The 25742-nt window shown below is 58.0% G+C and carries 23 protein-coding genes; 18 read left to right on the plus strand and 5 right to left on the minus strand.

The window, feature by feature from the left end; all coding sequences use genetic code 11:
* Window positions 1-15 precede the first annotated feature (15 nt).
* Genes ACU6HM_RS13110 through ACU6HM_RS13120 form a run of 3 tightly spaced genes read left to right on the plus strand, consistent with a single transcriptional unit; the run spans window position 16 to window position 2872 of the window.
* Entirely contained in the window at window positions 16-1095 is a 1080-nt protein-coding gene (locus tag ACU6HM_RS13110) for an ABC transporter substrate-binding protein (RefSeq protein WP_446763921.1), read from the plus strand.
* Window positions 1092-2108, plus strand: a complete 1017-nt coding sequence (locus tag ACU6HM_RS13115; RefSeq protein WP_254498862.1) for a FecCD family ABC transporter permease — start codon at window positions 1092-1094, stop codon at window positions 2106-2108. Before ACU6HM_RS13110 ends, ACU6HM_RS13115 begins: the two co-directional genes overlap by 4 nt.
* A complete protein-coding gene (locus tag ACU6HM_RS13120) occupies window positions 2105-2872 on the plus strand; it encodes an ABC transporter ATP-binding protein (protein ID WP_446763922.1) in 768 nt (255 codons plus the stop codon). Before ACU6HM_RS13115 ends, ACU6HM_RS13120 begins: the two co-directional genes overlap by 4 nt.
* 15 nt (window positions 2873-2887) lie before the next feature.
* Here the strand turns inward: ACU6HM_RS13120 and ACU6HM_RS13125 are convergent, their stop codons facing one another.
* Window positions 2888-3448 (minus strand): MarR family winged helix-turn-helix transcriptional regulator, encoded by a 561-nt coding sequence (locus ACU6HM_RS13125; protein WP_009460842.1) that lies wholly within the window; start codon window positions 3446-3448, stop codon window positions 2888-2890.
* A gap of 290 nt (window positions 3449-3738) precedes the next feature.
* Between ACU6HM_RS13125 and ACU6HM_RS13130 the strand changes: the two genes are divergently transcribed.
* From ACU6HM_RS13130 to ACU6HM_RS13145, 4 genes are all read left to right on the plus strand, one after another.
* Window positions 3739-4710 carry an amidohydrolase family protein gene (locus ACU6HM_RS13130; protein WP_026485442.1) on the plus strand — a complete coding sequence of 324 codons (972 nt, stop codon included), beginning with the start codon at window positions 3739-3741 and terminating at the stop codon, window positions 4708-4710.
* A gap of 2 nt (window positions 4711-4712) precedes the next feature.
* A complete protein-coding gene (locus tag ACU6HM_RS13135; RefSeq protein ID WP_250756069.1) occupies window positions 4713-5537 on the plus strand; it encodes an alpha/beta fold hydrolase in 825 nt (274 codons plus the stop codon).
* Between the two features lie 83 nt (window positions 5538-5620).
* The gene (locus tag ACU6HM_RS13140) at window positions 5621-6673 is read left to right on the plus strand and encodes a 2,5-dihydroxypyridine 5,6-dioxygenase (RefSeq protein ID WP_045931286.1); all 1053 of its coding nucleotides are present in this window, start codon (window positions 5621-5623) and stop codon (window positions 6671-6673) included.
* Window positions 6674-6680: 7 nt separating this feature from the next.
* A complete protein-coding gene (locus tag ACU6HM_RS13145; RefSeq protein ID WP_446763947.1) occupies window positions 6681-7283 on the plus strand; it encodes an N-carbamoylsarcosine amidohydrolase in 603 nt (200 codons plus the stop codon).
* A gap of 1356 nt (window positions 7284-8639) precedes the next feature.
* On the opposite strand, the gene ACU6HM_RS13150 is transcribed toward ACU6HM_RS13145, so the two are convergent.
* The 4 genes from ACU6HM_RS13150 to ACU6HM_RS13165 all read right to left on the minus strand — a co-directional run bounded on the left by ACU6HM_RS13150 (window position 8640) and on the right by ACU6HM_RS13165 (window position 12151).
* The gene (locus ACU6HM_RS13150) at window positions 8640-9158 is read right to left on the minus strand and encodes an aromatic-ring-hydroxylating dioxygenase subunit beta (protein ID WP_009460849.1); all 519 of its coding nucleotides are present in this window, start codon (window positions 9156-9158) and stop codon (window positions 8640-8642) included.
* Between the two features lie 13 nt (window positions 9159-9171).
* Window positions 9172-10461 (minus strand): Rieske 2Fe-2S domain-containing protein, encoded by a 1290-nt coding sequence (locus ACU6HM_RS13155; protein WP_446763923.1) that lies wholly within the window; start codon window positions 10459-10461, stop codon window positions 9172-9174.
* A 66-nt stretch (window positions 10462-10527) separates the two neighbouring features.
* Window positions 10528-11805 (minus strand): NAD(P)/FAD-dependent oxidoreductase, encoded by a 1278-nt coding sequence (locus tag ACU6HM_RS13160; RefSeq protein WP_268379185.1) that lies wholly within the window; start codon window positions 11803-11805, stop codon window positions 10528-10530.
* A 31-nt stretch (window positions 11806-11836) separates the two neighbouring features.
* A complete protein-coding gene (locus tag ACU6HM_RS13165; RefSeq protein WP_009460854.1) occupies window positions 11837-12151 on the minus strand; it encodes a non-heme iron oxygenase ferredoxin subunit in 315 nt (104 codons plus the stop codon).
* A 382-nt stretch (window positions 12152-12533) separates the two neighbouring features.
* Between ACU6HM_RS13165 and ACU6HM_RS13170 the strand changes: the two genes are divergently transcribed.
* The 11 genes from ACU6HM_RS13170 (at window position 12534) to ACU6HM_RS13220 (ending at window position 25740) form a co-directional block, all read left to right on the plus strand.
* Window positions 12534-13631, plus strand: coding sequence for a TRAP transporter substrate-binding protein (locus ACU6HM_RS13170; protein WP_009460856.1), 1098 nt, complete (start codon window positions 12534-12536; stop codon window positions 13629-13631).
* A gap of 24 nt (window positions 13632-13655) precedes the next feature.
* Window positions 13656-16058, plus strand: coding sequence for a xanthine dehydrogenase family protein molybdopterin-binding subunit (locus ACU6HM_RS13175; protein WP_446763924.1), 2403 nt, complete (start codon window positions 13656-13658; stop codon window positions 16056-16058).
* On the plus strand, window positions 16055-16891 hold the full coding sequence (locus tag ACU6HM_RS13180) for an FAD binding domain-containing protein (RefSeq protein WP_336974770.1): 837 nt from the start codon (window positions 16055-16057) through the stop codon (window positions 16889-16891). The genes ACU6HM_RS13175 and ACU6HM_RS13180 overlap by 4 nt, the downstream gene beginning before the upstream one ends.
* 3 nt (window positions 16892-16894) lie before the next feature.
* On the plus strand, window positions 16895-18088 hold the full coding sequence (locus tag ACU6HM_RS13185) for a xanthine dehydrogenase family Fe-S subunit (RefSeq protein WP_446763925.1): 1194 nt from the start codon (window positions 16895-16897) through the stop codon (window positions 18086-18088).
* 44 nt (window positions 18089-18132) lie between these two features.
* Window positions 18133-19152, plus strand: a complete 1020-nt coding sequence (locus ACU6HM_RS13190; protein ID WP_137431454.1) for an ABC transporter substrate-binding protein — start codon at window positions 18133-18135, stop codon at window positions 19150-19152.
* On the plus strand, window positions 19152-19931 hold the full coding sequence (locus ACU6HM_RS13195) for an ABC transporter ATP-binding protein (RefSeq protein WP_009464036.1): 780 nt from the start codon (window positions 19152-19154) through the stop codon (window positions 19929-19931). The genes ACU6HM_RS13190 and ACU6HM_RS13195 overlap by 1 nt, the downstream gene beginning before the upstream one ends.
* On the plus strand, window positions 19924-20685 hold the full coding sequence (locus ACU6HM_RS13200) for an ABC transporter permease (RefSeq protein ID WP_226348412.1): 762 nt from the start codon (window positions 19924-19926) through the stop codon (window positions 20683-20685). Before ACU6HM_RS13195 ends, ACU6HM_RS13200 begins: the two co-directional genes overlap by 8 nt.
* Before the next feature lie 38 nt (window positions 20686-20723).
* Window positions 20724-21332 carry a TRAP transporter small permease subunit gene (locus ACU6HM_RS13205; RefSeq protein ID WP_446763926.1) on the plus strand — a complete coding sequence of 203 codons (609 nt, stop codon included), beginning with the start codon at window positions 20724-20726 and terminating at the stop codon, window positions 21330-21332.
* 11 nt (window positions 21333-21343) lie between these two features.
* Window positions 21344-23020 carry a TRAP transporter large permease gene (locus ACU6HM_RS13210; RefSeq protein WP_446763948.1) on the plus strand — a complete coding sequence of 559 codons (1677 nt, stop codon included), beginning with the start codon at window positions 21344-21346 and terminating at the stop codon, window positions 23018-23020.
* 24 nt (window positions 23021-23044) lie between these two features.
* Complete coding sequence (locus ACU6HM_RS13215) at window positions 23045-24067, plus strand: XdhC family protein (RefSeq protein WP_446763927.1); 1023 nt, start codon at window positions 23045-23047, stop codon at window positions 24065-24067.
* Window positions 24068-24255: 188 nt separating this feature from the next.
* Window positions 24256-25740 (plus strand): NAD(P)H-hydrate dehydratase, encoded by a 1485-nt coding sequence (locus ACU6HM_RS13220; RefSeq protein ID WP_446763928.1) that lies wholly within the window; start codon window positions 24256-24258, stop codon window positions 25738-25740.
* Window positions 25741-25742 lie beyond the last annotated feature (2 nt).

The following is a 25742-nucleotide window of genomic DNA, read 5'->3' on the forward strand; positions in this document are numbered from 1 at the left end:
GGGGGAGAGGCATAAATGAAGCGTCGTGATGTATTGCGTGCCTGGGTGGCACTGACTATGTTGGCGCCTCATGCCCGTTTGCTGGCCCGGTCCGAGCAGGCCGGGACCAGCCGCTCTATCAGCTTGCATATCAGTGTGGCGGGCAAGCTGCCTGATCCGGCTCAAGTGGGGCGGGTAGTGGCAGCCGGTCCGCCCGCTTCTGTGCTGGTGTATTGCCTGGCACCCCACGCGCTCTTAGGTTGGCCTTTTCAGCTGGCTCCTGCTGCACGCAGCATGATGGAGGCCGCTGGTTTTTCCTTGCCGTATCTTGGCCGTCTGGCCGGTCGGGGCAGTACCTTGTCCCTGGAAAGCCTGCTGGCCTTGAAGCCCGATATGGTCGTGGATATAGGCGATGTGAATCCCTATTACGAGTCTGCCGCCAAATCCGTGCAAGAGCAGACGGGCGTGCCTTATGTCTTGCTGGATGGTCGCCTGAAAGACAGCCCGGCGCAGTTGCGTCAGGCAGGTCATATCCTGGGGCAGGCCGAGCGCGGCCAGCAACTGGCCTTGCGTGCACAAGCGATTCTGGATACCGTACATCAGGCCGCCAACCCCCGCGCCAAAGGCTTGAAAGCCTATTTGGCACGCGGTAACGATGGTCTGGAAACCGGCATGGGTCAATCCATTCATACCGAGGTGCTGCGGCTTTGCGGTTTGACGGTAATGGGTGAAGAGAAAACCGATAATCGCCTGGGCCGTATTTCCTACGAACAATTATTGGCCTGGGACCCGGACATGCTGTTTGCTCAGGATGATGCTTTCTTTGAGCTGGCCCGTACTCAGGCTCCCTGGAATCAGCTCAAGGCAGTGAAGGAAGGACGCTTGTACCGCGTACCCGCCTTGCCCTTTGGCTGGCTGGATGGCCCGCCGGGAGTCAATCGTCTGGCCGGGGTGATCTGGCTTAATGCCTTGCTGGAAGGCAGTGCTGCCATGCCACGCATGTATTCAGAGTTGCAGGAGTTTTACTCGGCTTTTTACGGCATGTCCTTGAGCGACGAGCAGGTCAAGCGATTGGTACAAGGGCTGGACCCGCTGGGTTCGCAGCAAGGCGCATGAAGTCAGGTTTGTCCTACGGGCTACTACTGCTTTTACTGGGGCTAGTTCTGGCCGTATTGGTGGTGTTTGCCCTGGGGCAGGGGGCGTATCCCTTGTCCGGAACAGAAGTGCTGCGCGCCTTGGTCGCCGGTTTTGGTAGCGATCCAGAAGCGGGGCAGAGTCAGGCCGTACGCGTGGTCTGGGATTTGCGTCTGCCACGTATTGCAGCGGCTTTGCTGGTGGGGGCGGCGCTCTCGACCGCAGGCGCGGCGTATCAAACCATGTTTCGCAATCCACTGGTTTCACCCGATATCCTGGGTGTGTCCTCGGGTGCAGGTCTGGGGGCGATTCTGGCCATTTATTTGAATTTTTCCTTGTTCGGCGTACAGATGGCGGCCTTTGTTGGCGGCCTGCTAGCGGTGGGCATTGTCTTGAGTCTGGCGCGCATGCTGCGCCATCATCCACCTATCCTGATACTGGTTCTGGCCGGGATGGCGGTGGGTACCTTGCTGGGTGCCGCCCTATCGCTTATCAAGATTCTGGCTGATCCATACTCCCAATTGCCTTCCATGACCTTCTGGCTGCTGGGTGGGCTAAGCGCTGTGCGCTCTTACGAAGTCTGGCCCGCTGCATTGATGGTATTGGCGTGCATCGTCCCTGTCTGGCTCTTGCGTTGGCGTATCAATGTCCTGGCCCTGCAAGATGACGAGGCCCGCTCCTTGGGTATGTCCGTCTCTGCCTTGCGTTGTCTGCTGATCGTTTGCGCGACCTTGATGACGGCGGTGTGCGTGGCCCTGGCTGGAATTATAGGTTGGGTCGGTTTGCTGATCCCGCACGCGGCCCGTTTATTGGTTGGCCCGGACTTCTCCCGTCTATTGCCCGTTTGCTTGTTGGTGGGCGCCGCCTTCCTCTTGTTAACCGATACCTTGGCACGAAGCATAGGCACGCTGGAATTGCCCTTGGGTGTGCTGACGGCCTTGGTGGGTGCTCCCGGCTTCTTGCTGTTGCTGGCTCGTGGTGCGAGGCAGCGATGAGCGAACAAGGCTTGGAAGCGATTGATCTGGCTGTAGGCTACGGGCGCAAGCAAGTCGCCAGTAATTTGAATCTGCGCGTACAGACCGGGCAGGTCGTTTGTTTGCTCGGGCCCAATGGCAGCGGTAAGTCCACCTTGCTGCGCACCTTGCTGGGCCTGCAGCCGCCTTTAAAAGGGCAGGTGAAGGTGCAGGGCAAGCCCCTGGAGCGATGGAGTGCGCGTGCCCTGGCCAGACAACTGGCCTATGTACCGCAAGCGCAGGAGTCGGCCTTTGCCTTCACGGTAGAACAATGGGTCTTGCTAGGTTGTGCCAGTGAGCTGGCCTGGTACACCCAACCTCGGGCCGCCGACCGGCAATGGGTAGGCGTTTGCCTGGAGCGGTTGGGCATAGGGCAGCTAGCTCAAAAGCGCATTGATCAGATCAGCGGGGGAGAGCGCCAGCTGTGCGTGATTGCACGGGCCTTGGTGCAGCGTTCACAGTTCTTGATCATGGACGAACCCGCCTCCAGCCTGGACTTCGCGAATCAATTACGGGTACTGGATCAAGTCTCGCACTTGCGTCAGGAAGGTCTGGGTGTGCTTTTGTGTACGCATCAACCCGAACATGCGGCCCGCGTGGCGGACTGGGTGATCTTGTACCGGGATGGGGGCATATTGGCGCAGGGACAGCCCCGCGACATGCTTAGTCAGGCCAGTTTGCGCCAGCTGTACCAACTGCCAGCGCATGCCTTTGAACTACCTGATTGGTATGCGCGAGGGGCCTGAGGCCCCCCGAGCTTCTCACATGTTTTTCAAGGCAGCACGACCATATTGGTTGTTGTGCTCCACTACACGCGTCAGCATGGTCATAAAGGTCTGGCGCTGCTTGGCGGTCAGTGGGTCCAGCAGTCGTTCCTGGGCGCGGTTCATGCCCGCACTGATTTCCTTCATCGCCGCCAATCCTGCTTCGGTGATGTACGTCTGGCGGGAGCGGCGGTCTTCGGGGTTGATACGGCGTCCCAGCAAACCTTTTTCCTCCAGCCTGCGGATGACATCGGCCGAGGTGGTGCGATCCAGCCCCAGCTCGTAGCCGATCGTGGTTTGATCCAGCCAGGGTGAACCCATCAACACGGACAGGACACCGTGCTGGACAGGGGTGAGGTCACTTTTGCACTCCTCGTAAAACATGGCGTAGTGAATCTGGTTAAGACGGCGGACCAGAAAACCAGGCCGGGACCACAGTTTGCGTCGATACAGCTCGGCATTTTCTTCTTCCACTGGACCCAGGATTTCGGCCTCGTCGGCTTCCAGTCGTTCTTCTTGCTTTAGCTCGGCGTGATTCTTCATGGATAAGTCAGTCATCGATTGAGTGGCCTTCAGCCCGTTGCCAACAAGGCAGCACACTGAAAGCGGGACGACCTGCAAAGGGTACGGCTGCAAGGTCGGCGTCTACAAGGAAAGCAGGGCTACGCTAACGTGAACAAAAGCCCTGATTTCTGATTTGCAGTCATTTCTACAGGCGCTGTCCACGCCCCAAAGTATATGTGATTTCCCGACTTGCTGAAAACAATAATAATCAGCATACTGATAGATATTGTTGGGGGGTCAAACGATTGACCTTATGTAAATCAATAATTTAGGGAAAATTTACGGTGAAACGTATTAAAAAAATAGCACTGGAGGAGCACTTCAACGCCGTTGGCTTTGAGGATTATTCCAAGGCCTTTGTCAAACATATTGACAGTGCCGACGCGCGTGAACTGATGGCTCGTTTGCATGACTTCGACGCCCAGCGTCTGGAGGTGATGGATCGTGCCGGTATCGAGTACGTTGTGCTGTCGCAGACCGGCCCTGGGGTACAGGTGGAAAAGGATGTGTCCGTCGCTATCGAGCGTTCACGTCAGAACAATGATTTCCTGGCGCAGCAAATTGCACGCCATCCCGATCGTCTGGGCGGCTTTGCCACTTTGCCCATGCAAGACCCGGCTGCTGCCGCGCAGGAATTGACGCGTGCGGTGCAGGATCTGGGCTTGAAAGGCGCTTTGGTTAACGGTCACACGCATGGCGTGTACTACGATGGCCGCGAATATGATGCCTTCTGGGAAACCGTGCAGAAGCTGGATGTGCCGTTCTATCTGCACCCCTTTGATGCTTATGAAATGCCGCACGCTTACACAGGCCACCCGGAGCTGATGGGTGCAACCTGGGGTTGGGGTGTGGAAACCGGCACTCACGCGCTGCGCATGTTGTTCGGTGGTGTGTTTGATCGCTGCCCGGATGTGAAGTTGATCTTGGGTCATATGGGTGAAGGCTTGCCGTTCCAGCGCTGGCGCTACGACAGCCGCTTTGCCGTGTACCCACATGGTGTGACCTTGAAGCGCAAGCCTTCCGAGTACATCGGCAGCAACATCCTGATCACTACTTCGGGTGTCTGTTCTGCCCCAACGCTAATGGGCGCAATTGGTGAAATGGGTGCTGAAGCCGTATTGTTCTCGGTTGATTACCCCTACGAGTCCACTGAGCTGGCCGCTGATTTCATCGAGGCAGCGCCTATGGATGACAAGACACGCGAGCTGGTTTGCTACGGCAACGCTGCCCGTCTGTTCAAGCTGGACCGGAGCTAAGCATGAGCACATTTCTGTACGGCGCTCATGTGCACGCCAATGGCATTCGTCAGCATTACCTGCGTTTTGGTGGTTCCGTTGGTGGGCGTGACCAGCGTCCTGCCGTCATCATCGTTCCCGGCATTACCAGCCCGGCGGTGACCTGGGGTTTTGTGGGTGAACAATTCGGCAAGCATTTTGATACCTACATTCAAGACGTGCGTGGTCGCGGCTTGAGCGAAGCGGCTGAAGGTATGGATTACAGCCTGGATGCGCAGGCGGATGACTTGATTGCACTGGCTCAGGCGCTGGGCCTGAAGGACTACATCGTGGTTGGTCACTCCATGGGTGCCCGCATTGGTTTGCGTGCCGCTCACAAGAACAGCGAGGGCCTGAATCGTCTGGTGATGGTTGATCCGCCAGTGTCTGGCCCAGGTCGTCGCGCTTATCCCTCCAAGTTGCCCTGGTACGTGGATTCCATGGCGATGGCTCGCAAGGGTTGCACGGCTGACGATATGCGTGCCTTCTGCCCGACCTGGACCGAAGAGCAATTGCAATTGCGTGCTCAGTGGCTGCACACCTGCCATGAGCCTGCGATTCTGGCCAGCTTTGAGGGCTTTCATACCGACGATATTCATGTCGACTTCCCGCATTTGACCGTGCCTGCCTTGCTGATGACAGCCGAGCGTGGTGACGTGGTGCGTGACGAGGATGTGGCCGAGATTCAGCAGTTGGCCCCTGGCGTTCAGCACGTTCGCGTGCCTGATGCCGGTCACATGATTCCTTGGGATAACGAAGCAGGCTTTTACGAAGCCTTCGGTGACTTCCTGGGCCAGCGCTTGGTGTGATGTTGAGCAGGGGCCGCCAAGGCGGCCCTGTCGTGATTAGGCATGTCGGTTTGAAGCCGAGGTGTCTCACTAGGAGAGACAAAATGGCAGTGAGTGATTATCAACTTATCGAAGCATGGCAAGAGGTTCTACGTCTGTCCAAGCTGCAAGCAGGTCAAACCGTGACCCTGCTGACCAGCTCCACGACGAATCAGCAAACCATGCAGTGTGCGCAGATCGCGGCCCAGTCCATGGGCGCGGTGGTAAATCGTCTGGATCTGCTGCCTGTGAATGCAGAAAAGGCACTGAGCCGGGATCCTTTGGCTTATCTGGGCACGACGCCTTTGACGGGCAACGAGGCGGCAATCGCGGCTTTGAAGGCCAGTGACCTGGTGCTGGACTTGATGACTCTGTTGTTCTCGCCTGAGCAGATTGACATTCTGAAGTCGGGTACGAAGATTCTGCTGGCGGTGGAGCCACCGGAGATTCTGGTTCGCACTGTGCCAACGGAAGCGGATCGTGCGCGTGTGACAGCGGCTGCGGGGCTGATTAAAGCGGCCAAGGAAATGAGCATTACGTCTCCTGCCGGTACCAATCTGCGTTGCCCGCTGGGTGAGTTCCCCGCGATTCGTGAATACGGTTTTGTAGATGAGCCCGGTCGTTGGGACCACTGGCCTAGTGGCTTCGTGCTGACCTGGCCGAACGAGCTGGGCACTAACGGCACCATTGTGATCGACAAGGGCGACATCCTGCTGCCGCAGAAAAAGTATTCCTCCGAGCAGATTATTCTGACTGTGGAGAATGGTTATGCCACGAAGATCGAAGGCGGCATTGAGGCGCAATTATTGGACGAGTACATGAAGTCCTTCAATGACCCCGAGGGCTACGCTATCTCGCATATCGGCTGGGGGCTGCAACCACGTTGCCATTGGTCCACACTGGGTCTGTACTCGCGTGAAAACACCATTGGCATGGATGCCCGTGCGTTCGAGGGTAACTTCCTGTTCTCCCTGGGCCCGAACAACGAGGCTGGCGGCAATCGCACGACGGCCTGCCACATTGATATTCCTTTGCGCAATTGCACGGTCAGCCTGGATGGCCGTGCTGTCGTGCGTGACGGCAAAGTACTGGACGGAGGCGTTGGTGAGTACGAATGAAGGAGCGGTGTACGCTCAACAAGGTTTTGGGTCGACGCTGGAGCCTAAAGCTCCTTACGGCTTGTTGATTATTGATCTGGTGAATGGCTTTGCGGATCCTGCCGTGTTTGGTGGCGGCAATATTCCCGAAGCTATCGAGAACACGCAGAAGTTGCTGGCAACGGCGCGTGAACAGGGCTGGCCGGTGGCTCATACGCGTATCGTGTATGCCGACGATGGCGCTGATAACAACATCTTCAGCATTAAAGTGCCCGGCATGCTGGGTCTGACCGAAGACGCGCACAACAGCAACATCGTGCCGGAACTGGCTCCTGTGCCCGGTGAGTTCATCGTTCGCAAGAACGTGCCTTCGGCGTTTTTCGGTACGCCCTTGGCGGCTTGGTTGACCCAGCGTGGTGTGCAAACACTGCTGGTTGCCGGCGCCGTGACCAGTGGTTGTGTGCGCTCCAGTGTGGTCGATGCGATGCAACTGGGTTTCCGCCCCCTGGTGGTATCGGATTGCGTGGGTGACCGTGCGATTGGGCCTCACGAGGCGAACCTGTTCGATATGCGTCAGAAGTACGCCACCGTGGCAACGCGTGAAGAGGCGATGACGTTGATCGGTCTTTAACGCTATTCAATTTTTTTGAGCTTTTGAAAAGAGCGACGTGTTTCATCATGGTCTGGATGGGCGTCCGTGCTTGATGGATATGAGTCGTCGTCAACAAGTCTGTGTTGATAGCCTTGTAATTGAGTATCGATGGCCTGCCGCTTGGGGGCGGGCTATCGGACCTGTGCCCCTGGGAGCCGTATGGCTCTCGGGGGCTTTTTTATTTTTGGCAGCGTTGTGAGTTTGCAAGGATTGCTGTGTCAGGTCTTGAGTGAGGGGATGGCTGTCTTGTGAGTCATTTTAAGAAGGGTTTGGTGGAGCTTTGGGAGCAATAGAGGAGTTCTTCTGGACGTGCCGTTTGGGCTTTGCGTGAGGGCGGCGGATAGTTTTCTTGTGGGGCCCGGGGACGGCTTGTCTTGGCGGGTCTCTTGCCCACGCTGCGCGTGGGTTCCCTTGTCAGAGTGCTGGGGCGGGCGGGTCGTGAACTCGGAGCGCGGTTTGTCCCCCGGACAAACCGCAAGCGTGCTCCTCAAACAGCACGCCCCTTGCATCCCGCCCCAGCACTCTGCCTGCGGCAAGAGCCCTGACTCGCCCGCCAAGCCGTCCCCGGGCCCCACAAGAAAACAAGCAACACGGGTTAAAGCCCAAACGGCACTTGCAGAGGTGGGATGAAAGGCGAGGGCCCAGATTGGATGGGTGGAGAAAGGAAGGGAAGGGAAGGGAGGAGGGGCTTTGGCTGAGGCTGAATGTTCTCGGGGTTTAGGGGGGGCAGAAGAGCAGAACGATATGCGTTTAGGAAACGCAGAGGAGCAAGGCACGAGGCCCTGTTTGGTCAAAGAGCCCGTAAGAGATTGGTAGATAAAAAGCCGTTGTGAGCCGTTCAGTCGGCCTGCTGGGGTGTCAGGGCGGATCAGAGTACTTGCCGCGGGCAGGAGATAGCGTAGGGGTGCAAGCATCCTGCTGTTTGAACCCGACGCTTGTACTTGGTCCGGGGGACCAAGTACCGGGTGAGTTCAGGATGCGCCCGTAGCTATCTCCTGACAAGGGCACCGGTGCGCAGCACCGGCAAGTGCTCAGCCCGGACACCCCAGCAGGCCGACTGAATGGCGTTTTCACAGAGACTTCTTTTACCCCCGGTCCCCTGATTAACCTTAATTCTCTCCAGGCTTGATAGGCCCCCAGAACCTGCGCTACCAGCCCTAAAGCCTCATATCTCTGATGTTGCGCCAGGCATCAGCCCTTTGCCCCAATAAATAAGCAAAAAAAAGCACCCCTCAACAAAGAAGGGTGCTCAAAGGAATCAGAAGACCTTCTGACTCAAGTGGCTCGGAAACAGCACACAAAAAATAGTTTTGAAACCAGAAGCAAACCCCGGACTTAGACCGGAAACACCAGATCATTCGCCAGGATGGACGTATCAAAAATCACCTGACGCTCCTTGAGCATCAAACGACCGTCCACACGCGTGAAGGTATCGAAATAATTACCCACCAGATGCACCGTGGAAGGCCCTTCCACCAAGGTCTGCATCAGCATGAAATTGCCCTCGGCCTCAATATCGCCATTGTCAGCCTCGCTGATCACGCGCACATCCGTGACCAGATGCAGCATGTAGCGCGGGGCATACATCTGCGTGCGGGCAATGGCCACCGCACGGTCGTGCATCATGTCGCGCCCTTCGGCATAGACCAGACCTACCGGCAAATTCAGATCCGCGTTCTCGCGTGAAGTGACCCGGTAAACCGCGTCCTCCACAAAAAACATGGGCCAGTCCTCAACATTGCCACGATCCAAAGTGGCACAGTACTCGGCATTGAAAAGCTCAATTTCCGCCTTCAAGGCCAAAGCGCGCTCAACAGAAACCTGGGCGGGTTTGAAAGAAAAATCCATTTTCATAAGTCAGCTCGTCTTACAGATCCATCACTTGGCGGTAGTGCTGGTACATGGAGCGAATAGCCGCTTCCGAGATCAGCGTATTGGACGTACCCAGCTTGCTTTCATCCAGCTTGATGATGTTCACCTCGCTGCTGGAACGACGTACCCCTTCCTGCACAAACTTCATGGCCTCGTTGTCTTCCAGACCCAGGAAACCGGCAGGGCCCATCAGGTTGCCCTGACGCAGACGGTGACGAGTCATCTCCTCGGTATCGTCCTCATAGCCAAACATGGTCCATTGCATGATCAGGCTGTTGGGGCCATTGGGCACAATCTGACGCACACCCAAGGTGTTCATCTCGCGCTGAACAATCAGGTTGGGCCAGATCGTCTGCATGGTCACCGACCAGGGAGAATCAAACTCCTTGATGTAGTCCAGGAAACGCTCGTCGCGCAAACGCATATCGTCCACAAAGGAGCGCATTTCCTTCTTGTTGTCCTCGCTGACCTCGGCGTACTTGTCCTCGGACTTGGCCGAAGCCATATAGCCATGACGACCATGCACAGGGTCCACATACATCTGCGACTTGTTGCCCGCTACCAGCAGACCGAACACCACCAGGAAAGAGTGCAGCAAGGTCGCGTGGTAAGGATCTTTCAGGTTCTCGTGGTACATCTTCCAGTTGCAAGGCAACTCGTTACGGTAGTAACCCAGAATCTTCAGCTTCTTGCCGGGAAACACCGCCTCGAAATCCTTCAGAATTTCAGGCGTCAGGTATTCCGTAATAGGCTCGACCTTGTCGCTGTAGGACGCAAAAATTACGCCGTTGTGCGTTGTCACATGCAGCTTTTTCAGACCATGCTCGGAGTTCTTGAAGCTGCGCGGCATGCCGCCTTCTTTATTCGCACCGCGCTTGAAAGGAATCCCTTGCAGATCACCCTTCAGGCTGTAAGACCACTGGTGATACGGGCACACAAACTCATTGGTATTGCCCTGGTTGTGACGGCAAAACTCCGCGCCACGGTGTGCACAGCGGTTTTCAAATACGTTGATACTGCCATCTTCCGCACGAGCGACGACCACTGGTGTGGAACCCACATACGAGCGCTTGTAGTCGCCCGAATCGGGAATTTCCGCCTCCAGGGCCACAAAGTTCCAGGTGTCACCGTGGAAAATGCGTTCCATCTCGCGGTTGTAAATGTCGTTGCTGGTGTAGACCCAGTCCGGAATGGTGTTGAGCACGTCCTCGGGCCAGGTGCATTCCTCGACAGGGCGGTCTTTGGACCCGACCGTCTGGCCTATCACCGTTTGCGTCTGATACATGGGGTTCTCCTCTGATAACTCTTTAATGATTCGTGATGACGAGGCGGCGCAGGCCGCTTCTCTTTCTTAGACTTGGGCCGTCCGAGCCGCTTCTTTCACGTACTGGCGCAGCTTGGTCGCCGGGTCCAGCACGATGGCCGGGTCCACAGGCAAGTTCTGTTCCATGACGCTGCGCAAAGCGCGTAGATCCGCGCCGGCATTGACGCCAATTGCGTGTCGCAAATGCTGGCCTTCAAATGCCAGCAACATGAAGCTGATGGCATCGCCCTGGCTGTCCATAACGCCGCGTACCTGATAGTTCAGATCCGGGCTGCCTTGGCCCAGCATTTGAATGTTGCAACCGAGCACATCCGTCCAGAACCAACTGACAGGTGCAGCAGGAGCATCCTGCCCGGCAATGGCGTGGGCCACCTGACGGGCTTGCTCGTTGGCGTTCTGCCAGGATTCGGTGCGCGTGCGCACGGCGGTATCGGGGCAGATCTGGGTGGCGCAATCGCCAGCGGCATAAATGCCCGCCACACTGGTGCGGCCCTGGCGATCCACAATAATCCCGGCCGTCATATCGTCTACCGCGATACCACTGGCCCGCGCCAAGGCGGAGTTCGCGCTCAGACCGGCGGCCACAATGGCCAGATCGCCATTCAGGATCTGGCCATCGTTTAGTTCCAGCTGAACGGGGTGCTCGTTTTCTGCCGCAAAGTGGGCCTGACGCACTCCCTGACCCAAGCGCACGGTGATGCCTTGCGACTCGAAGCGCTCCAGCAACCATTGCGACAGCAGGGCAGGGGCGTTGCGGGCCAGCAGACGTTCATTCGCTTCAATGATGGTGACCTGTGCGCCAGTTTCACTGGCAGTTGAAGCCAGTTCCAGACCCATGAAACCGCCACCAATCACCAGGGCGCGCAAACCGGGTTGCAGACGAGCTTGCAGGCTCAGGGCATCGTCCAGCGTGCGCAGATACAGGGCGTTGGCCTGGCTGGCGGGCAGCAGAGCCAGTTCGCGGGCCGCGCCGCCTGTGGCCAGCACCGCGTGGTCAAAGCTCCAGGTCTGGCCATTGCTCAGGCTGGCCTGACGCGTGGCGCAATCCAGAGACTGCACGCTGGTGCCCAACAAGAGTTCAATATTCTGTTCTTGATAGAACTCGGCTTTTTGCAAAAACACGCTGTCAGTGGTCGCGCTGGACTTGAGCACGTCTTTGGACAGGGGCGGACGCTCGTAGGGAAGGTGAGTTTCATCCCCTACCAAGGTGATGCTGCCGCTAAAGCCCAGGCTGCGCAGTTCGCGCGCCAGCACCGAAGCCGCTTGGCCAGCGCCGATGATCAGTACGGAAGTGTGGTGTGCCATGATGTTGCAGGTCTCGTCAGCAGAAAAAAGCTCAGGCCTGACTGAAGTCGGCCAGAATATCGTTGCCTTCAATGCGCAGCGGGTAGACCTTGATGTCCACCGTGGCAGGGGCGTTCATCGCCTTGCCGGTGCGCAAACAGAACTTGGCCTGATGCAGCGGACATTCCACACAACCGTCTTCCAGATAGCCGTCGGACAGCAGGGCATATTGGTGGGTACAGACGTTGTCGGTCAGGTGGAACTCGTCATCCAGTTTGTGCAGGGCCAGTTTCTTGCCTTCCCACTCGATTGCCAGGGACTCTTCGTTGTCGATGGCATCGGTTTCGGAAATTTTTATCCAGTTCAAAGTTGTCTCCGGGTTGTGCTTTCAATTAGTCAGTATACTGTATAAATTATAAAATCAAATATCGTTTTTATAAGGGATTGCGCTAGTTGAGGCTTAAGCTATTGATGATGCTTTCCTTTATCTCATCAAGGACATGCGTCAGTAGTTTCCCTGCTTGACCAAAAATTAATTAATCAGCACACTTACTATTATCGAAGTGGTGAATGTCAATTTCATAGTGTGCTGACACTGCTTGGAACGTCCGTCTGGCCCCTCGGGGGGGACGGTTTGGCAAGGTTCGGGCAGTTGCTGTCGGGGCTGCAAGCCAGACTGGCGGGCAAACTACCCAGACCCCTATCGAGCAAGGGGTGTAAATACATTAAAAAATACAAAGAGGTGAGTGATGGAGCGTCGTAGTTTTCTGCTGAAATCGGCAACGGTTGCGGGTGCGGGTTTGGCAGCCGTAGCCGCCCCTGCAATTGCGCAGAACAGCCCCACCGTGCGCTGGCGTATGTCTACCGGCTGGCCCAAAAGCCTGGACACCATTTATGGTTCGGCCGAAGCGCTGTGCAAACGTGTCAGCGAACTGACCGAAGGCAAGTTCGAAATCCGCGCTTTCCCCGGTGGCGAGCTGGTGCCTTATGCCCAGAACATGGATGCCATTAGCAACGGCACGGTCGAATGCAACCACGTGCTCAGTACCGCTTTTGTGGGCAAGAACACCGCCGTAACGTTTGATACTGGCTTGTCCTTTGGCATGAATGCCCGTCAGCACAACTCCTGGGTGCACTTTGGTGGTGGCCTGAAACTGCTGCGCGAAATGTACAGCCAGTACAACATCGTCAACTTTGTGGCGGGTAACGTGGGTGTGCAGATGGGGGGCTGGTTCCGCAAGGAAATCAAGGACCTGGACAGCCTGCAAGGTCTGAAGATGCGTATCGGTGGCATCGGCGGCATGGTGCTGTCCAAACTGGGTGCCGTGCCCCAGCAGATTCCTCCTAGCGATATTTACTCCTCGCTGGAAAAGGGCACGATTGATGCGGCCGAGTGGATTGGCCCTTACGACGACGAAAAACTGGGCTTGAACAAAGTCGCTCCCTTCTACTACTCCCCCGGCTGGTTCGAGGGTAGTGCGTCCCTGACCTCTATGGTCAATAAAGACGCCTGGGAAGCCTTGCCTGCGCACTTCAAAGTGGCATTCGAGACGGCCTGTAATGAGCAGACCATGCTCAGCCTGGCCAAGTACGATGCCTTGAATCCCGGCGCTCTGCGCAAGCTGGTGGCCGATGGGGCCAAGCTGCGTTACTTCCCCAAGGACGTCATGAAGGCCGCCTACGACAAGTCCCAGGAACTGTGGAAGGAACTGTCGGACAGCAACGCCGATTTTGCCAAGATTTATCCAAGCTGGAAGGCCTTCCAGGAGCAGGAAGCCAGTTGGTTCCGGGTTGCCGAAAGTGCCCTGGACAACTTCACCTTCAGCGAGTTGGGCAAGCGCAGTTAAGCAGCACATTCTTAAGGTAGTGAAATGAGTCAGCACAGTCACCCGTCAAGCCTGGGTGGCCAAGGAGTGGGTGCGCGTATTCTTCGCAAGGAGGATGCGCGCCATCTCAATGGCCGGGGCAACTTCATCGGAAACATGACCATGCCGGGGCTGCAGGAAGTCGCCTTCCTGCGCAGCCCCATGGCGCATGCCCGAATCCGTCAGATCAGTATTGAAGACAGCGCACGTGCGCAGGTTATTACCCGTGCCGATATGCCGGACTGTCTGGATATTTACGCCGCTTCCACCTTGCCCAGTTATCAGGCCTCCAGCATGCCGCCGCTGGCCTCGGGCAGTGTGCGTTATGTGGGCGAGCCGGTTGCCATGGCCTTTGGTGAAAGCCGCGCCGTGGCCGAGGACGTTCTGGAGGAGATTGAAGCGCTGTACGACGAACTGCCGGTTTACGGCAGTGTGCCGGCCTCGCTGGCCGCGCAGGGTGATCTGTTGCATGAAGGCTGGCAGGATAATGTGTTTGTGACACTGCGCTCGGACGTGGCCTTTGAAGAGCATGCCGCCCGTGCCGATCGCGTGATCGAGCACTCGGTCAGCCTGTCACGTCAGTGCATGTTGCCGATGGAAGGCAAGGCCGTTCTGGCCTATTGGGATTTCCAGGCCGATCAACTGGTGGTGTATTGCGGCAGTCAGATTCCGCACATGCACCGCACAGGCATTGCCCAGTTCCTGGGTATGGATCAGGCGCAGGTGCGTGTGATTTCTCCCGATGTGGGCGGCGCTTTTGGTTATAAATGCGTGCTGCATCAGGAAGAGCTGTGCGTGGCCTGGTTGGCCAAGACCTTCCGCAAGCCATTTCGTTTCATGGAAGACCGCCGTGAGCACTTGATTGCTGGCGCCAATACCCGTGAACACCAATACCGCCTGAAAGCACACATCAGCAATGAAGGCCGCCTGCTGGCGCTGGATGCTGAAATTGATATTGATGGTGGCGCTTACTCGGTCTGGCCCTTTACCGTGGGTTTGGAAGTAGGCCAGGCCCTGGGCAACTTGCCCGGTCCTTACGATTTTCGTGGCTACCGCTGCCGCACACGCGGTGTGGGCACCAACAAACCAGGCTTCATGCCGTACCGTGGCGTAGCCCGTACGGGTGTCTGCCTGGCCATTGAACAGATGATGGATCAGATCGCCCTGGCGGTCGGTAAGCCCTCCTGGGAAATTCGCTTGATGAACCTGGTGCAAGGCGAGCAAATGCCTTACGTCAACGTGGCCAACAAGCACTACGACTCGGGCAACTATCCAGAAAGCCTGCGCCGCGCTCTGGCTGCGGTGGATGTGGAGGCTGTGCTGGCTCGTCAGGCCAAGGGTGAGCCCGATGGTCGCCTGATTGGTCTGGGTGTGGCTTCTTATACCGAGCAGTCCGCACACGGTACGTCCGTGTTCGCCAGTTGGGGCACTGCGGTGATTCCGGGTTTTGATCAGGCTTTTGTACGCATGACCCCGGACGGTGGGCTGGAAGTGCGTGTGGGTGTGCACTCGCACGGCCAGGGTATGGAAACCTCGTTTGCCCAGATCGCCAGCGAAATTCTGGGTATTCCCGTGGCCAAGATCAAAGTGGTGCACGGCGATACGGGCCGCACGCCATTCTCTACCGGCACGTATGCCTCGCGCTCCCTGGTGATGTCTGGCGGTGCGGTGTCCAAGGCCTGTAAAGAGCTGCTGCCGCGCGTGCGCAAGATTGCCGCGCATATGCTGAAAGCCGATGTGGATAGCATTCAGCATCAAGGCGATATGTTCAGCGCCGAGGGGCGCCAGGTCAGCATCGCCCAAGTGGCGGATGCCTGGTACATCAATCCGCAGCATTTGCCCGAGGACGTGGACCCGCAAGGTCTGGAGCTATCCGTAGGTTACAAACCCAAAGTCGATACCGGCAGCTTCACCTACGCCAGCAATGCCGTGGTGGTGGCTGTCGATCCAAAGACTGGCGGGGTGGAAGTGCTCAAGTACGTGGTGGTGGAAGATTGCGGCGTCATGATCAACCCAATGATTGTGGAAGGCCAGACCATAGGCGGGATTGCCCAGGGGATCGGCACCGCCTTGTACGAAGAAATGCCCTACGACGAGTTTGCTCAGCCGCTGGCATCGACCCTGGCAGACTACGTCATGCCCGGTGCCTGCGAAGTGCCCAATATTCATATCGAACACATGGAAAGCCCATCGCCCAATACCGAGTTTGGTGCCAAGGGCATGGGCGAGGGCGGGGCGATTGCCCCTCCTGCCGCCATCATGTCGGCCATCAATAATGCCTTGCGCTCCACGGGAGCACAGGTCTCACATACCCCCGTGACACCGCATCGACTGCTAAGCGCCATCCGCGCTGCAGCACAGCCCGCCAATCAGCAAGATAAACAGCCCGTGTCGGAGGTTCAGGCATGAAGGCCGCCAAGTTTGAGTATGAACAGGCCCAGAGCCTGAAACAGATCCAGGACGCTTATGGCAGCGACCCTTCCGCCGTGCGCTTGATGGGCGGTAGCCAGTCCCTGGGCCCCATGTTGAATCTGCGTCTGGTGCGCCCTGGCCGTGTGCTGGATGTGTCGGCAGTGCCCGAGCTGCGACAGGTAACGGCCAATAAAGGGCAAGTGCGTATCGGCGCTGCTGTGACTCACGCCCAGATTGAAGATGGCATTCACGAACTGCTGCGCGGCCACATGATGCAGAAAGTGGCAGGCCGCATTGCTTACCGGGGTGTGCGTAATCGCGGCACCTTGGGTGGCAGCCTGGCCCATGCGGACCCGGCGGCAGACTGGGTGCTGACCTGTGCCGCCCTGGGCGCACGCATCAATGTGCGTGGAACCCAAGGCAGCCGTACGGTTCCCATGAGCGAATTCATGCTGGCTGCCTACACCACGGTGCTGGAAGCCGGTGAGTTCATCGAGTCTGTGGATGTACCTGAAGTGTCCGGTTCGGCCCGTTGGGGTTATTACAAATTTACCCGCAAAGTGGGCGAGTTTGCCGATGCCAGTTGTGCCTGCTATTTCGACCCGGCAACCCGCACGGCGCGCGTAGTGATTGGAGCCATGGAAGGCGCTCCGCGCTCTTTGCCCGAGCTGGCCGTGAACGTGGCTGCACAAGGGGCCGCCGTCCTGGAAGGGGACACGATTGCAGCGGCCTTGCAGCCGTATCTGGCACAACGGGATGAAGCTCATCAGGTGCTGTTCCGTACGGTAGTAGAGCGCAGCCTGAAGCAAGCGCTGGGTGTGAAAGGTTAAGACATGGCAGAAATCTCGATTCAAGTTAACGGCCGTCAGCAAAAGCACGAGGCCGAACCGCGCACCCATCTGGGTGATTTCATCCGCGAGAAAAGCCGTTTGACCGGCACCAACCTGAGCTGTGAACACGGTGTGTGCGGCGCATGTACGGTGCTGGTGGATGGCCGTCCAGTGCGCTCCTGCATCACTTTTGCCGGTGCTTGTGATGGCCACGAAGTCACCACCGTAGAAGGCTACGACGACGATCCGATCATGAGCCGTCTACGTACGGCTTTCTCGGAAAAACACGCCTTGCAATGCGGCTTCTGTACGCCTGGCATGTTGGCGACCAGCCGCGACATCGTGCTGCGTTTGCCCGATGCAGATGAAGCCCGTGTGCGTATTGAGTTGTCCGGCAATATTTGTCGCTGCACCGGCTATCAAGGCATTACAGCCGCCATTCTGTCCGTGCTGCAAGCCCTGCGCGATCAGCCCGATGCCCGGGTAGAAGCCTTGCGCGCTGCCGTGGTGCAGAACGTGCAGCAAGACTGGAACCAGAACGGCTTTACGACTTTTGAAGCGGTACAGGAAGAAGTGCAGACGCCCGCTCCGGTGGCCGCTGCTGCACCTGCCGCGTCCGGCAGTGCCGACAAGGGCAAGGGCAAGGGCCAGGCTATTCAAGGTGGTTTTGATGCCCGTTTCCCGGCCGATCAGGTTTGGGCTTTCATGAAGGATTTGCCCAAAGTGGCGGGCTGTCTGCCCGGCGCGATGATCGAGTCCCAGGAAGGGGCCACGGTACAGGGCAAGATCGCCATCAAATTTGGCCCCATGTCGGCTGCCTTCAAGGGTAATGCCACGTTGGAAGAGGATAACGAACGCCGTGCTGCCGTGCTGCGCGGTGAGGGCGTGGACTCCTTGAGCCAATCGCGTGCCCGTGGCGATGTCAGCTTTCAGGTCAAGCCGGATGGCGAAGCGCGCAGCTGCGTGGAAGTGGAGCTGGTGTATTCGCTGCAAGGGCCACTGGCGCAGTTTTCGCGCTCCGGGCTGGTTCAGGATTTCGTGCGCCGCATGATTGCGGAGTTCGGCAAGAACGTGAACCTGCGCCTGGAAAAACCGCTGGCCGAAGGCGAAGAGCCGGTGGTGGCCGAGTTCAATCCGGTCAAGATGTTCTTCAGCATTTTGTGGGACCGCTTCAAGGGACTTTTCCGGCGCTCATAAGCGCATAGACGACGCAAGACGATAAATAAAACGGGGGTAAGGAGATGACGGAGCGTAAAGCTTTGGGGGGACGTGTGCGCCTCGCAATCGGGGCCACCTTCTTGTTGAGCACCTGGGGGGCGGCAGCCGAGCCCTTGAATGTAAAGCTGGACTGGACCCCTTGGGCCGTCCATGCACCGTTTCATCTGGCCGTGGAAAAGGGCTGGTTCAAGCAGGCTGGCCTGGATGTACGGCTGGAAGATGGCAACGGTTCTGTCACGGCGGTGCAGATCGTGGGTGGCAGTGATCGCTTTGATGTGGGCCAGGCAGCGCTGGCCTCCATGGTGATTGCACGCAGCAAAGGCTTGCCAGTCAAAGGGCTGGCCACCTTTGCCACGTCCAGCGATATCGGCGTGCTGGTGCCCAAGGATTCGGGTATTAGCGGGCCGGAGGGTTTGAAGGGACGCAAGATCGCCTATACCGCCGGTTCTCTGGAAGCGCCTTTTGTCGATGCGTTTCTGGCAGCGGGCGGCTTGCGTCGCAGCGATGTGGATCTGCTGAGTGTGGATGCGGCTGGCAAGGCAGCGACCTATGCGGTGGGGCGGGCCGATGCCGTGATCTCCACCATTCCATTTGTACTGGCTTCGGTGTCGCGTCAGCGCGCCTCCAATGCCATTCCTTTCGCCCAGCACGGCCTGGATATGGTCAGCTTTGGCCTGTTCACCAGCGAAGCCAAGCTAGCCAGCCGGGGACAGGAGCTGGCGACTTTTTCCAATGTGGTGGCCAAGTCCTGGAACTACATTTACAGCGGTCACGAGCAAGAAGCGGTGGATGCGATTGTGGCGCAACGCCCCAATGCGCGTTTGGACAAAGCCATTTTGCTGGACCAGCTGAACATTCTTAAAACCTACTTTGGCCCCGCTGTCGAGCAAGGCAGTATCGGCGTGAACCAGCCTGCGGACTGGGACAAGACAGTTGCCACGCTGGAACGGGTAGAGCTGATTCCTGCCGGTCAGAAGGCCACGGACTATTACCAGTCCGGCGTGGTCACCCCGCAATCCCTGAGCAGTCTGGAGCTGAAGTAATGGCGGCGCGGGTACTTTCTCAAGATGTGCGCAAGCGCTTTGAGGGCGCGCGTGATGTGCTGGCGCTGGACGGCATCAATGTCGATATTCAACCAGGCCAGTTCATCAGCATTCTGGGCCCCAGCGGCTGCGGGAAAAGCACCTTCCTGCGTTGCGTGGCCGGGCTGGAAAACATCAGCAGCGGCTCCCTGACGGTAGACCAGCAACCCGTCAGCGGCCCGCCCGACCAGGTGGGCATGGTGTTCCAGCGCGATGCCTTGCTGGAGTGGCGCAGCATACGCGACAACATTCTTTTGCCTTTGGAGTTTGCCGGCAAGCGCACGGCCGATTATCTGGACAAGGTGGACCAATTGTTGGCCTTGACCGGCCTGTCCCAGTTTGCCGACAGCTATCCACGCCAGTTATCCGGCGGCATGCGCCAGCGGGCCTCCATTTGCCGTGCCCTGGTGGATGATCCGCGCCTGCTGCTGATGGATGAGCCTTTCGGTGCGCTGGATGCACTGACGCGCGACAACATGAACGCCGAGCTGCAGCGCATCTGGATGAAAACGGGCAACACCACCTTGTTTGTGACGCACGGCATTGCCGAAGCCGTTTTCCTGGGCGATACCGTGCTGGTGTTCTCGTCTCGTCCAGGCCGCATTCTGGAGCAGATCAAGATCGACTTTCCTCGTCCGCGCCCGCTGTCCTTGCGCGAGACCCCGGAGTTCGGCCGGCATGTCGCTCATATCCGTCAATTGTTCGGCATTGCCGATGGTGCAGGAGACAGCCATGAATAAAGCCTTGAGTTCCATGCCCAGCTGGTTGGCGGGCGTGGTCTCTACCGTCGTGGTGCTGTTGGCATGGGAATTAATTTGTTGGCTGGGTCAGGTGCGGGAAGTGATTTTGCCGCGCCCCTCGCTGATTCTGGAGGATTTGTATGGCGAACTGGGTTGGTACATGGGTCAAGCGTTATACACGCTCGGCATCACGCTGGCTGGATTTGTATTGGCCGCCGTAGGCGGCGTGCTGATTGCCGTCGCCCTCGTGGGTTCACCGCTCTTCGAGCGTTTTTGCTATCCCCTGATTGTGGGTTTCAACAGCATTCCCAAAGTGGCTTTGGCACCGCTGTTCGTGGTCTGGATGGGTACCGGCTACGAGCCCAAGGTGGCCATTGCTTTTCTGATCGCCGTCTTTGCCGTGATTGTGGATACGGTGCAAGGCTTACGCTCGGTCTCGCCCGACATTCTGGACCTGGGCCGGGTTTTGAAAGGCGGGCCGGTTGCCCTGTTTTTCAAAGTGCGCCTGCCCTCTGCGCTGCCATCGATCATGGCGGGCCTGAAAGTGGCTCTGTCCCTGGCTTTGGTAGGGGCCATTGTGGGCGAGTTCGTGTCCTCCCAGCGTGGCCTGGGCTTTGTGATCATGAGCGCCCAAGGGGTGTTCGACACGGTGCGGGTGTTCTCCGCCCTGTTCATTCTGGCCGTCATGGGACTGGCGCTGTACTTCCTGCTGGATGCAGTTGAAAAGCGTGCCACCCGTTTTCGGTCTCATTAGATTCCAACTAACTTCAACGCAGAAAATCTGGGGGATTGATGCAATCTTTACTCAAACTATCCAGGGCGATCGACAGCCTGAATCAGCTATGTGGCCGGGTGGTCATGTGGGTGGTTCTGCTGGTTGTCTTGATCAGCTCCTATAACGCCATCGCACGCAAGTTCTTTGACTCCAGCTCCAATGCCTGGCTGGAGGTGCAGTGGTATCTGTTTGGCGCCTTGTTCCTGCTGACGGGCGGCTATACCTTCTTGCGCAATGAGCACGTGCGTGTGGATGTGCTGGCCTCACGCCTGTCCGAGCGCAAGCAGATTGTGATCGAAGCCGCGTGTGTGGTGCTGTTCATGCTGCCGGCCTGTATTGCCATCATGGCCTTGTCCTGGCCGGTGTTCATGGACTCCTACCTGAGCCAGGAAGTGTCTTCTAATTCCGGTGGCCTGATTCGCTGGCCTGCCAAATTGATTATTCCCATCGGCTTTGCCCTGATTTCCTTGCAGGGGATCTCGCACCTGATCAAGTGCATTGGTTTCTTGCGCGGTGCCTGCCCCAACCCCAACAAGAAGTTGCAGGAAAAATCGCCCGAAGAGCTGCTGGCTGAAGAAATTGCTCGGCAAGCCGAGGCCAAGTTAGCGCATCAACACAAAGGCTGAACCAGATCATGATGGATTTATTTGTCGCCAATATGGCGCCAGTGATGTTTGCGTCGCTGATTGTTTTCTTGCTGCTGGGCTTTCCGGTTGCCTTTGCGCTGGCCGCCAACGGTATGGTGTTCGGTCTGATCGGTGTGGAAATGGGCCTGTTCAACTGGTCCCTGTTCCAGGCGCTGCCGCTGCGTGTGTTTGGCATCATGGCCAACGATACTTTGCTGGCCATTCCCTTCTTTACCTTCATGGGGCTGATTCTGGAACGCTCCGGCATGGCAGAAGACCTGCTCGATACGATTGGTCAGCTGTTTGGTTCCATGCCTGGTGGTCTGGCCATTGCCGTGGTGTTTGTGGGTGCCATGCTGGCTGCAACCACAGGTGTGGTGTCAGCCTCGGTGATCTCCATGGGCCTGATCTCCTTGCCCATCATGTTGCGCTACGGTTATAGCCGCAGACTGGCCACGGGCGTGATTGCCGCTTCAGGCACCTTGTCGCAGATTATTCCGCCGTCGCTGGTGCTGATTGTGCTGGCTGACCAGTTGGGCCGTTCGGTAGGCGATATGTACCGTGGTGCCATGGTGCCTGGTCTGGTGCTGACAGGCGCTTATCTGCTTTACATCCTGATTCTGGCCGTGCTGCGTCCCAAGGATGTGCCACCGATTCCTGCCGAACATCGCACTTATTCGGAGGCCAATGGCCGTTCCGGTGCGCGCTCCTTGTGTGTGCTGCTGCTGATCTCGCTGGTGGCCGGGTATATCTTGGACGAGTTTTGGGTTGATCCCAACGGCCCTGTAGATGAGAAGGTCATTATCTGCATTTTGCTGGTAGGTGGTGTGGCGTTCGTGTTGGCTCTGATCAATAAATGGCTGAAGTTGGGCTTTTTGTCGGTGCTGGCAGAACGCGTGGTGTTTGTGATGATCCCGCCCCTGGGCCTGATCTTTCTGGTGCTGGGCACCATTTTCCTGGGTATTGCCACCCCCACGGAAGGCGGTGCGATGGGCGCAGTCGGTGCTATTCTGATGGCGGTCAGCCGTCGTCGTCTGAGCACCGATCTGCTCAAGCAAGCCATGGATACCACGGCCAAGCTGTCCTGCTTCGTGATGTTCATTCTGATCGGTTCCACCATCTTCTCGCTGACTTTCCGTGGCGTGGATGGCGACTTGTGGGTGGAGCACCTGCTGATTGACCTGCCTGGCGGTGAATACGGCTTCCTGATTCTGGTCAGTGTGCTGGTGTTTGTACTGGCCTTTTTCCTGGATTTCTTCGAACTGGCATTCATCATCGTGCCTTTGCTGGGGCCGGTGGCCGACAAGATGGGCATCGATTTAATCTGGTTTGGCGTGCTCTTGGCCGTTAATATGCAAACATCCTTTATGCATCCACCATTTGGCTTCTCACTATTTTATTTACGCTCGGTGGCGCCCAAGGATGATTACATCGACAAAGTGACCAAGAAGAAGATCCCGGGTGTGGCCACAGGCGACATTTACTGGGGCTCCGTACCCTTTATCTGCATCCAGATTGTCATGATTGCTGTGGTGTTGCTGTTCCCCGGCATGGTGACGCATTACAAGGGAACGGGCGCCCAAGTTGATCCCAATACAGTCACGATCGAAATGCAGGACGAATACGGTGCCGACCTGAATCCGTTTGATGATTCGGGCGAGGGTGGCGGTATGCCGGTATTCAAATAAACACAGGAAAGACTGGAGACACATATGGAGAGCCTGGATGTCAGGGTATTGCGCCAGTTGCACGAGTGGCGCGCACAAGGACGTGATGCCATTTTGGTTACGGTTGTGCAGACCTGGGGCTCGTCCCCCCGTCCAGAGGGTTCCATCATGGCTCTGGAAAAAGGTGGGGCGGTGGTCGGGTCGGTCTCGGGTGGTTGTATCGAGGACGATCTGATCCGTGCCTATCACGAACCCGAAGGGGCGGATAAGCGCCTGCATGGCGATGGCTGTCCTCAGATGCTGACGTATGGCGTCAGCGCGGATGAGGCGCATCGCTTTGGCCTGCCTTGCGGCGGCACGATCCGTTTGCTGGTGGAGTTCAATCCCTGCCCGCAAGCAATGTCGGAATTGCTGAGCTTGCTGGAGCAGCGCCATCTGGTGCAACGTCATGTGGATCTGCAAACTGGCCGTGCCTGGGGCAGTGCCACCCGTGTTCCGGCTGCCTTGCATTTAAGCGAGGACCGCCTGTCGGTGACTTTTGGCCCGTCCTATCGGCTCTTGCTGATCGGTGGTGGGCAACTGTCCGAGTACGTGGCGACCATTGCCTTGTTCAACGGCTTTGATGTGACGGTCTGCGATCCGCGCAGCGAGCATATTCAAGGCTGGAGCGTAGCGGGTGCGCGTGTAGTTAAGGGCATGCCGGATGATGAGGTCATTGCTTGCGTGCCGGATCGGCGTACGGCCATTGTGGCCCTGACGCACGATCCCAAGCTGGATGATATGGCCTTGCTGGAGGCGCTCAAGAGCAGTGCCTTTTATGTGGGGGCGATTGGTTCGCGACGTAATAACCAGAGCCGGCGCGAACGCTTGGCCGAGCACTTTGATCTGACGGCCGAGGAAATCGACAAGCTCAAAGGTCCGATTGGCTTGTATATAGGTAGCAAGACCCCGGCAGAGATTGCCGTCAGCATCATGGCCGAGATCATTGCGATCAAGAACGGGGTGGAGGTACCGCGTGAGCTGTCCGTCGGCTCTGTCAAGGATAGACAAGAACAGCCGTCGGCCTAGGTGGTGGCTGTTGCGACAGTTCTGCATTCAGACTTTTCGCACTAAGATAAGAGAACGGGCGGCGACCCGTTCTTTTTTTGTCTCCAGGCCGCCCAGGACCTGACGCCTTCTGTTTTCAGCAGGCCGCCAGCGGGTGACCAGCCCGTGCAGCGTAGGGACGTTTTGATTTCTGTCTTTGTGAGCCTGCCATGCCCTTTGTGTCCCAATATGGTTTTTTGCCCCTGAGTGCCGCGCCCGGAAAACAGGCCCTGTACAGTCCGGCACAGTGCGCCAGCATGGATGCAGCCGCTCCGGCTTTCGGGGTATCCATCGAGCAATTGATGCAGGCCGCTGCCAGTGCGGTGGCGCGTACCGTGCAGCGCCATTGGCCGCAAGGAGCGGTGCTGTTCTTGTGCGGGCCGGGTAATAACGGCGGGGATGCCTTGGTGGCGGCGCAAATTCTGCGCGAGCAGGGGCGGGTGGTTTCCGTGTTCAGTCTGGTGGACCCGTCTGTACGGCAGGGTACGGCCGCCTGGGCGCAAACGCAATGGCAGGGTCGCTGGGAAAGTCAGTGTCCGGACTTTCGACGTTTTTCCGTGGTGGTGGATGGTTTGCTGGGAGCAGGCCTGGATCGTGATGTAGAGGGCGAGACAGCCGCCTTGATTCAGGCTTTGGCGGCTTCCAAGGTTCCTGTATGTGCCATTGACGTGCCATCGGGCCTGGATGGGGCCAGCGGGCAGGTGCGCGGTGTGGTCGCCCCTGCCACGGTGACAGTCAGCTTTGTGCGCTACAAGCCGGGCCATGTGCTGTATCCGGGCCGTGCCTTGTGCGGCAAGCTTGAGCTGGCCGAAATCGGTATGCCAGCGCCGGCCTTGCAAGAGGCCAATACCTGGTTGAATGAACCTGCCTTGTGGCAGGCTCATCTGCCGCAGTTGGGCGCCCAGAGCCATAAATACACGCGTGGGCACGCTTTGGTGGTCGGGGGCGAACGGATGACCGGAGCCAGCCGTCTGGCGGCTCGTGCAGCACAGCGCGCTGGAGCCGGACTGGTCAGCATGGCTGTGCCACCCTCGGTCTGGTCGGTGTACGCCGGGGCACTGGACAGCATCATGGTGGCCCCCTTGGATGACACTCTGACCACGGACGAGCGCATTCGCGCCTGGCTGGTGGGGCCGGGTGCGGGACTGGGCGAGCAAACCCGTCGCCTGACTTTGGCTTTGCTGGCAACGGGGCGACCTTGTGTTCTGGATGCGGACGCCATCAGCAGCTTTGCAGCACAGCCCCAGGAGTTATGGGATGCCTTGCATGAGCAGTGCGTGTTGACCCCTCATGCGGGCGAGTTTGCCCGCGTTTTTGAGGAAGTGCCGGATCGTCTGGAAGCGGCGCGACTGGCTGCTACGCAATGTGGTGCCGTGCTGGTGTTGAAGGGAGCAGATACTGTTATTGCCGCGCCCGATGGGCGGGCCTTGATCAATGCCTGCGCCCCGCCGTGGTTGGCCACTGGAGGCAGCGGGGATGTGTTGGCGGGTCTGGTCTGTGGCTTGCTGACCCAAGGCATGCCTGCCTTTGAAGCGGCGGGGGCGGCTGTCTGGCTGCATTCACAGGCCGCCCTGGAGTTTGGTCCCGGATTGATCCCGGAGGATTTGATAGAGGTGCTGCCCCGTGTTTGGCAGCGCCTTCTGTCCAGAGCCTGAGA

The organism is Alcaligenes sp. RM2 (genome assembly GCF_052931795.1).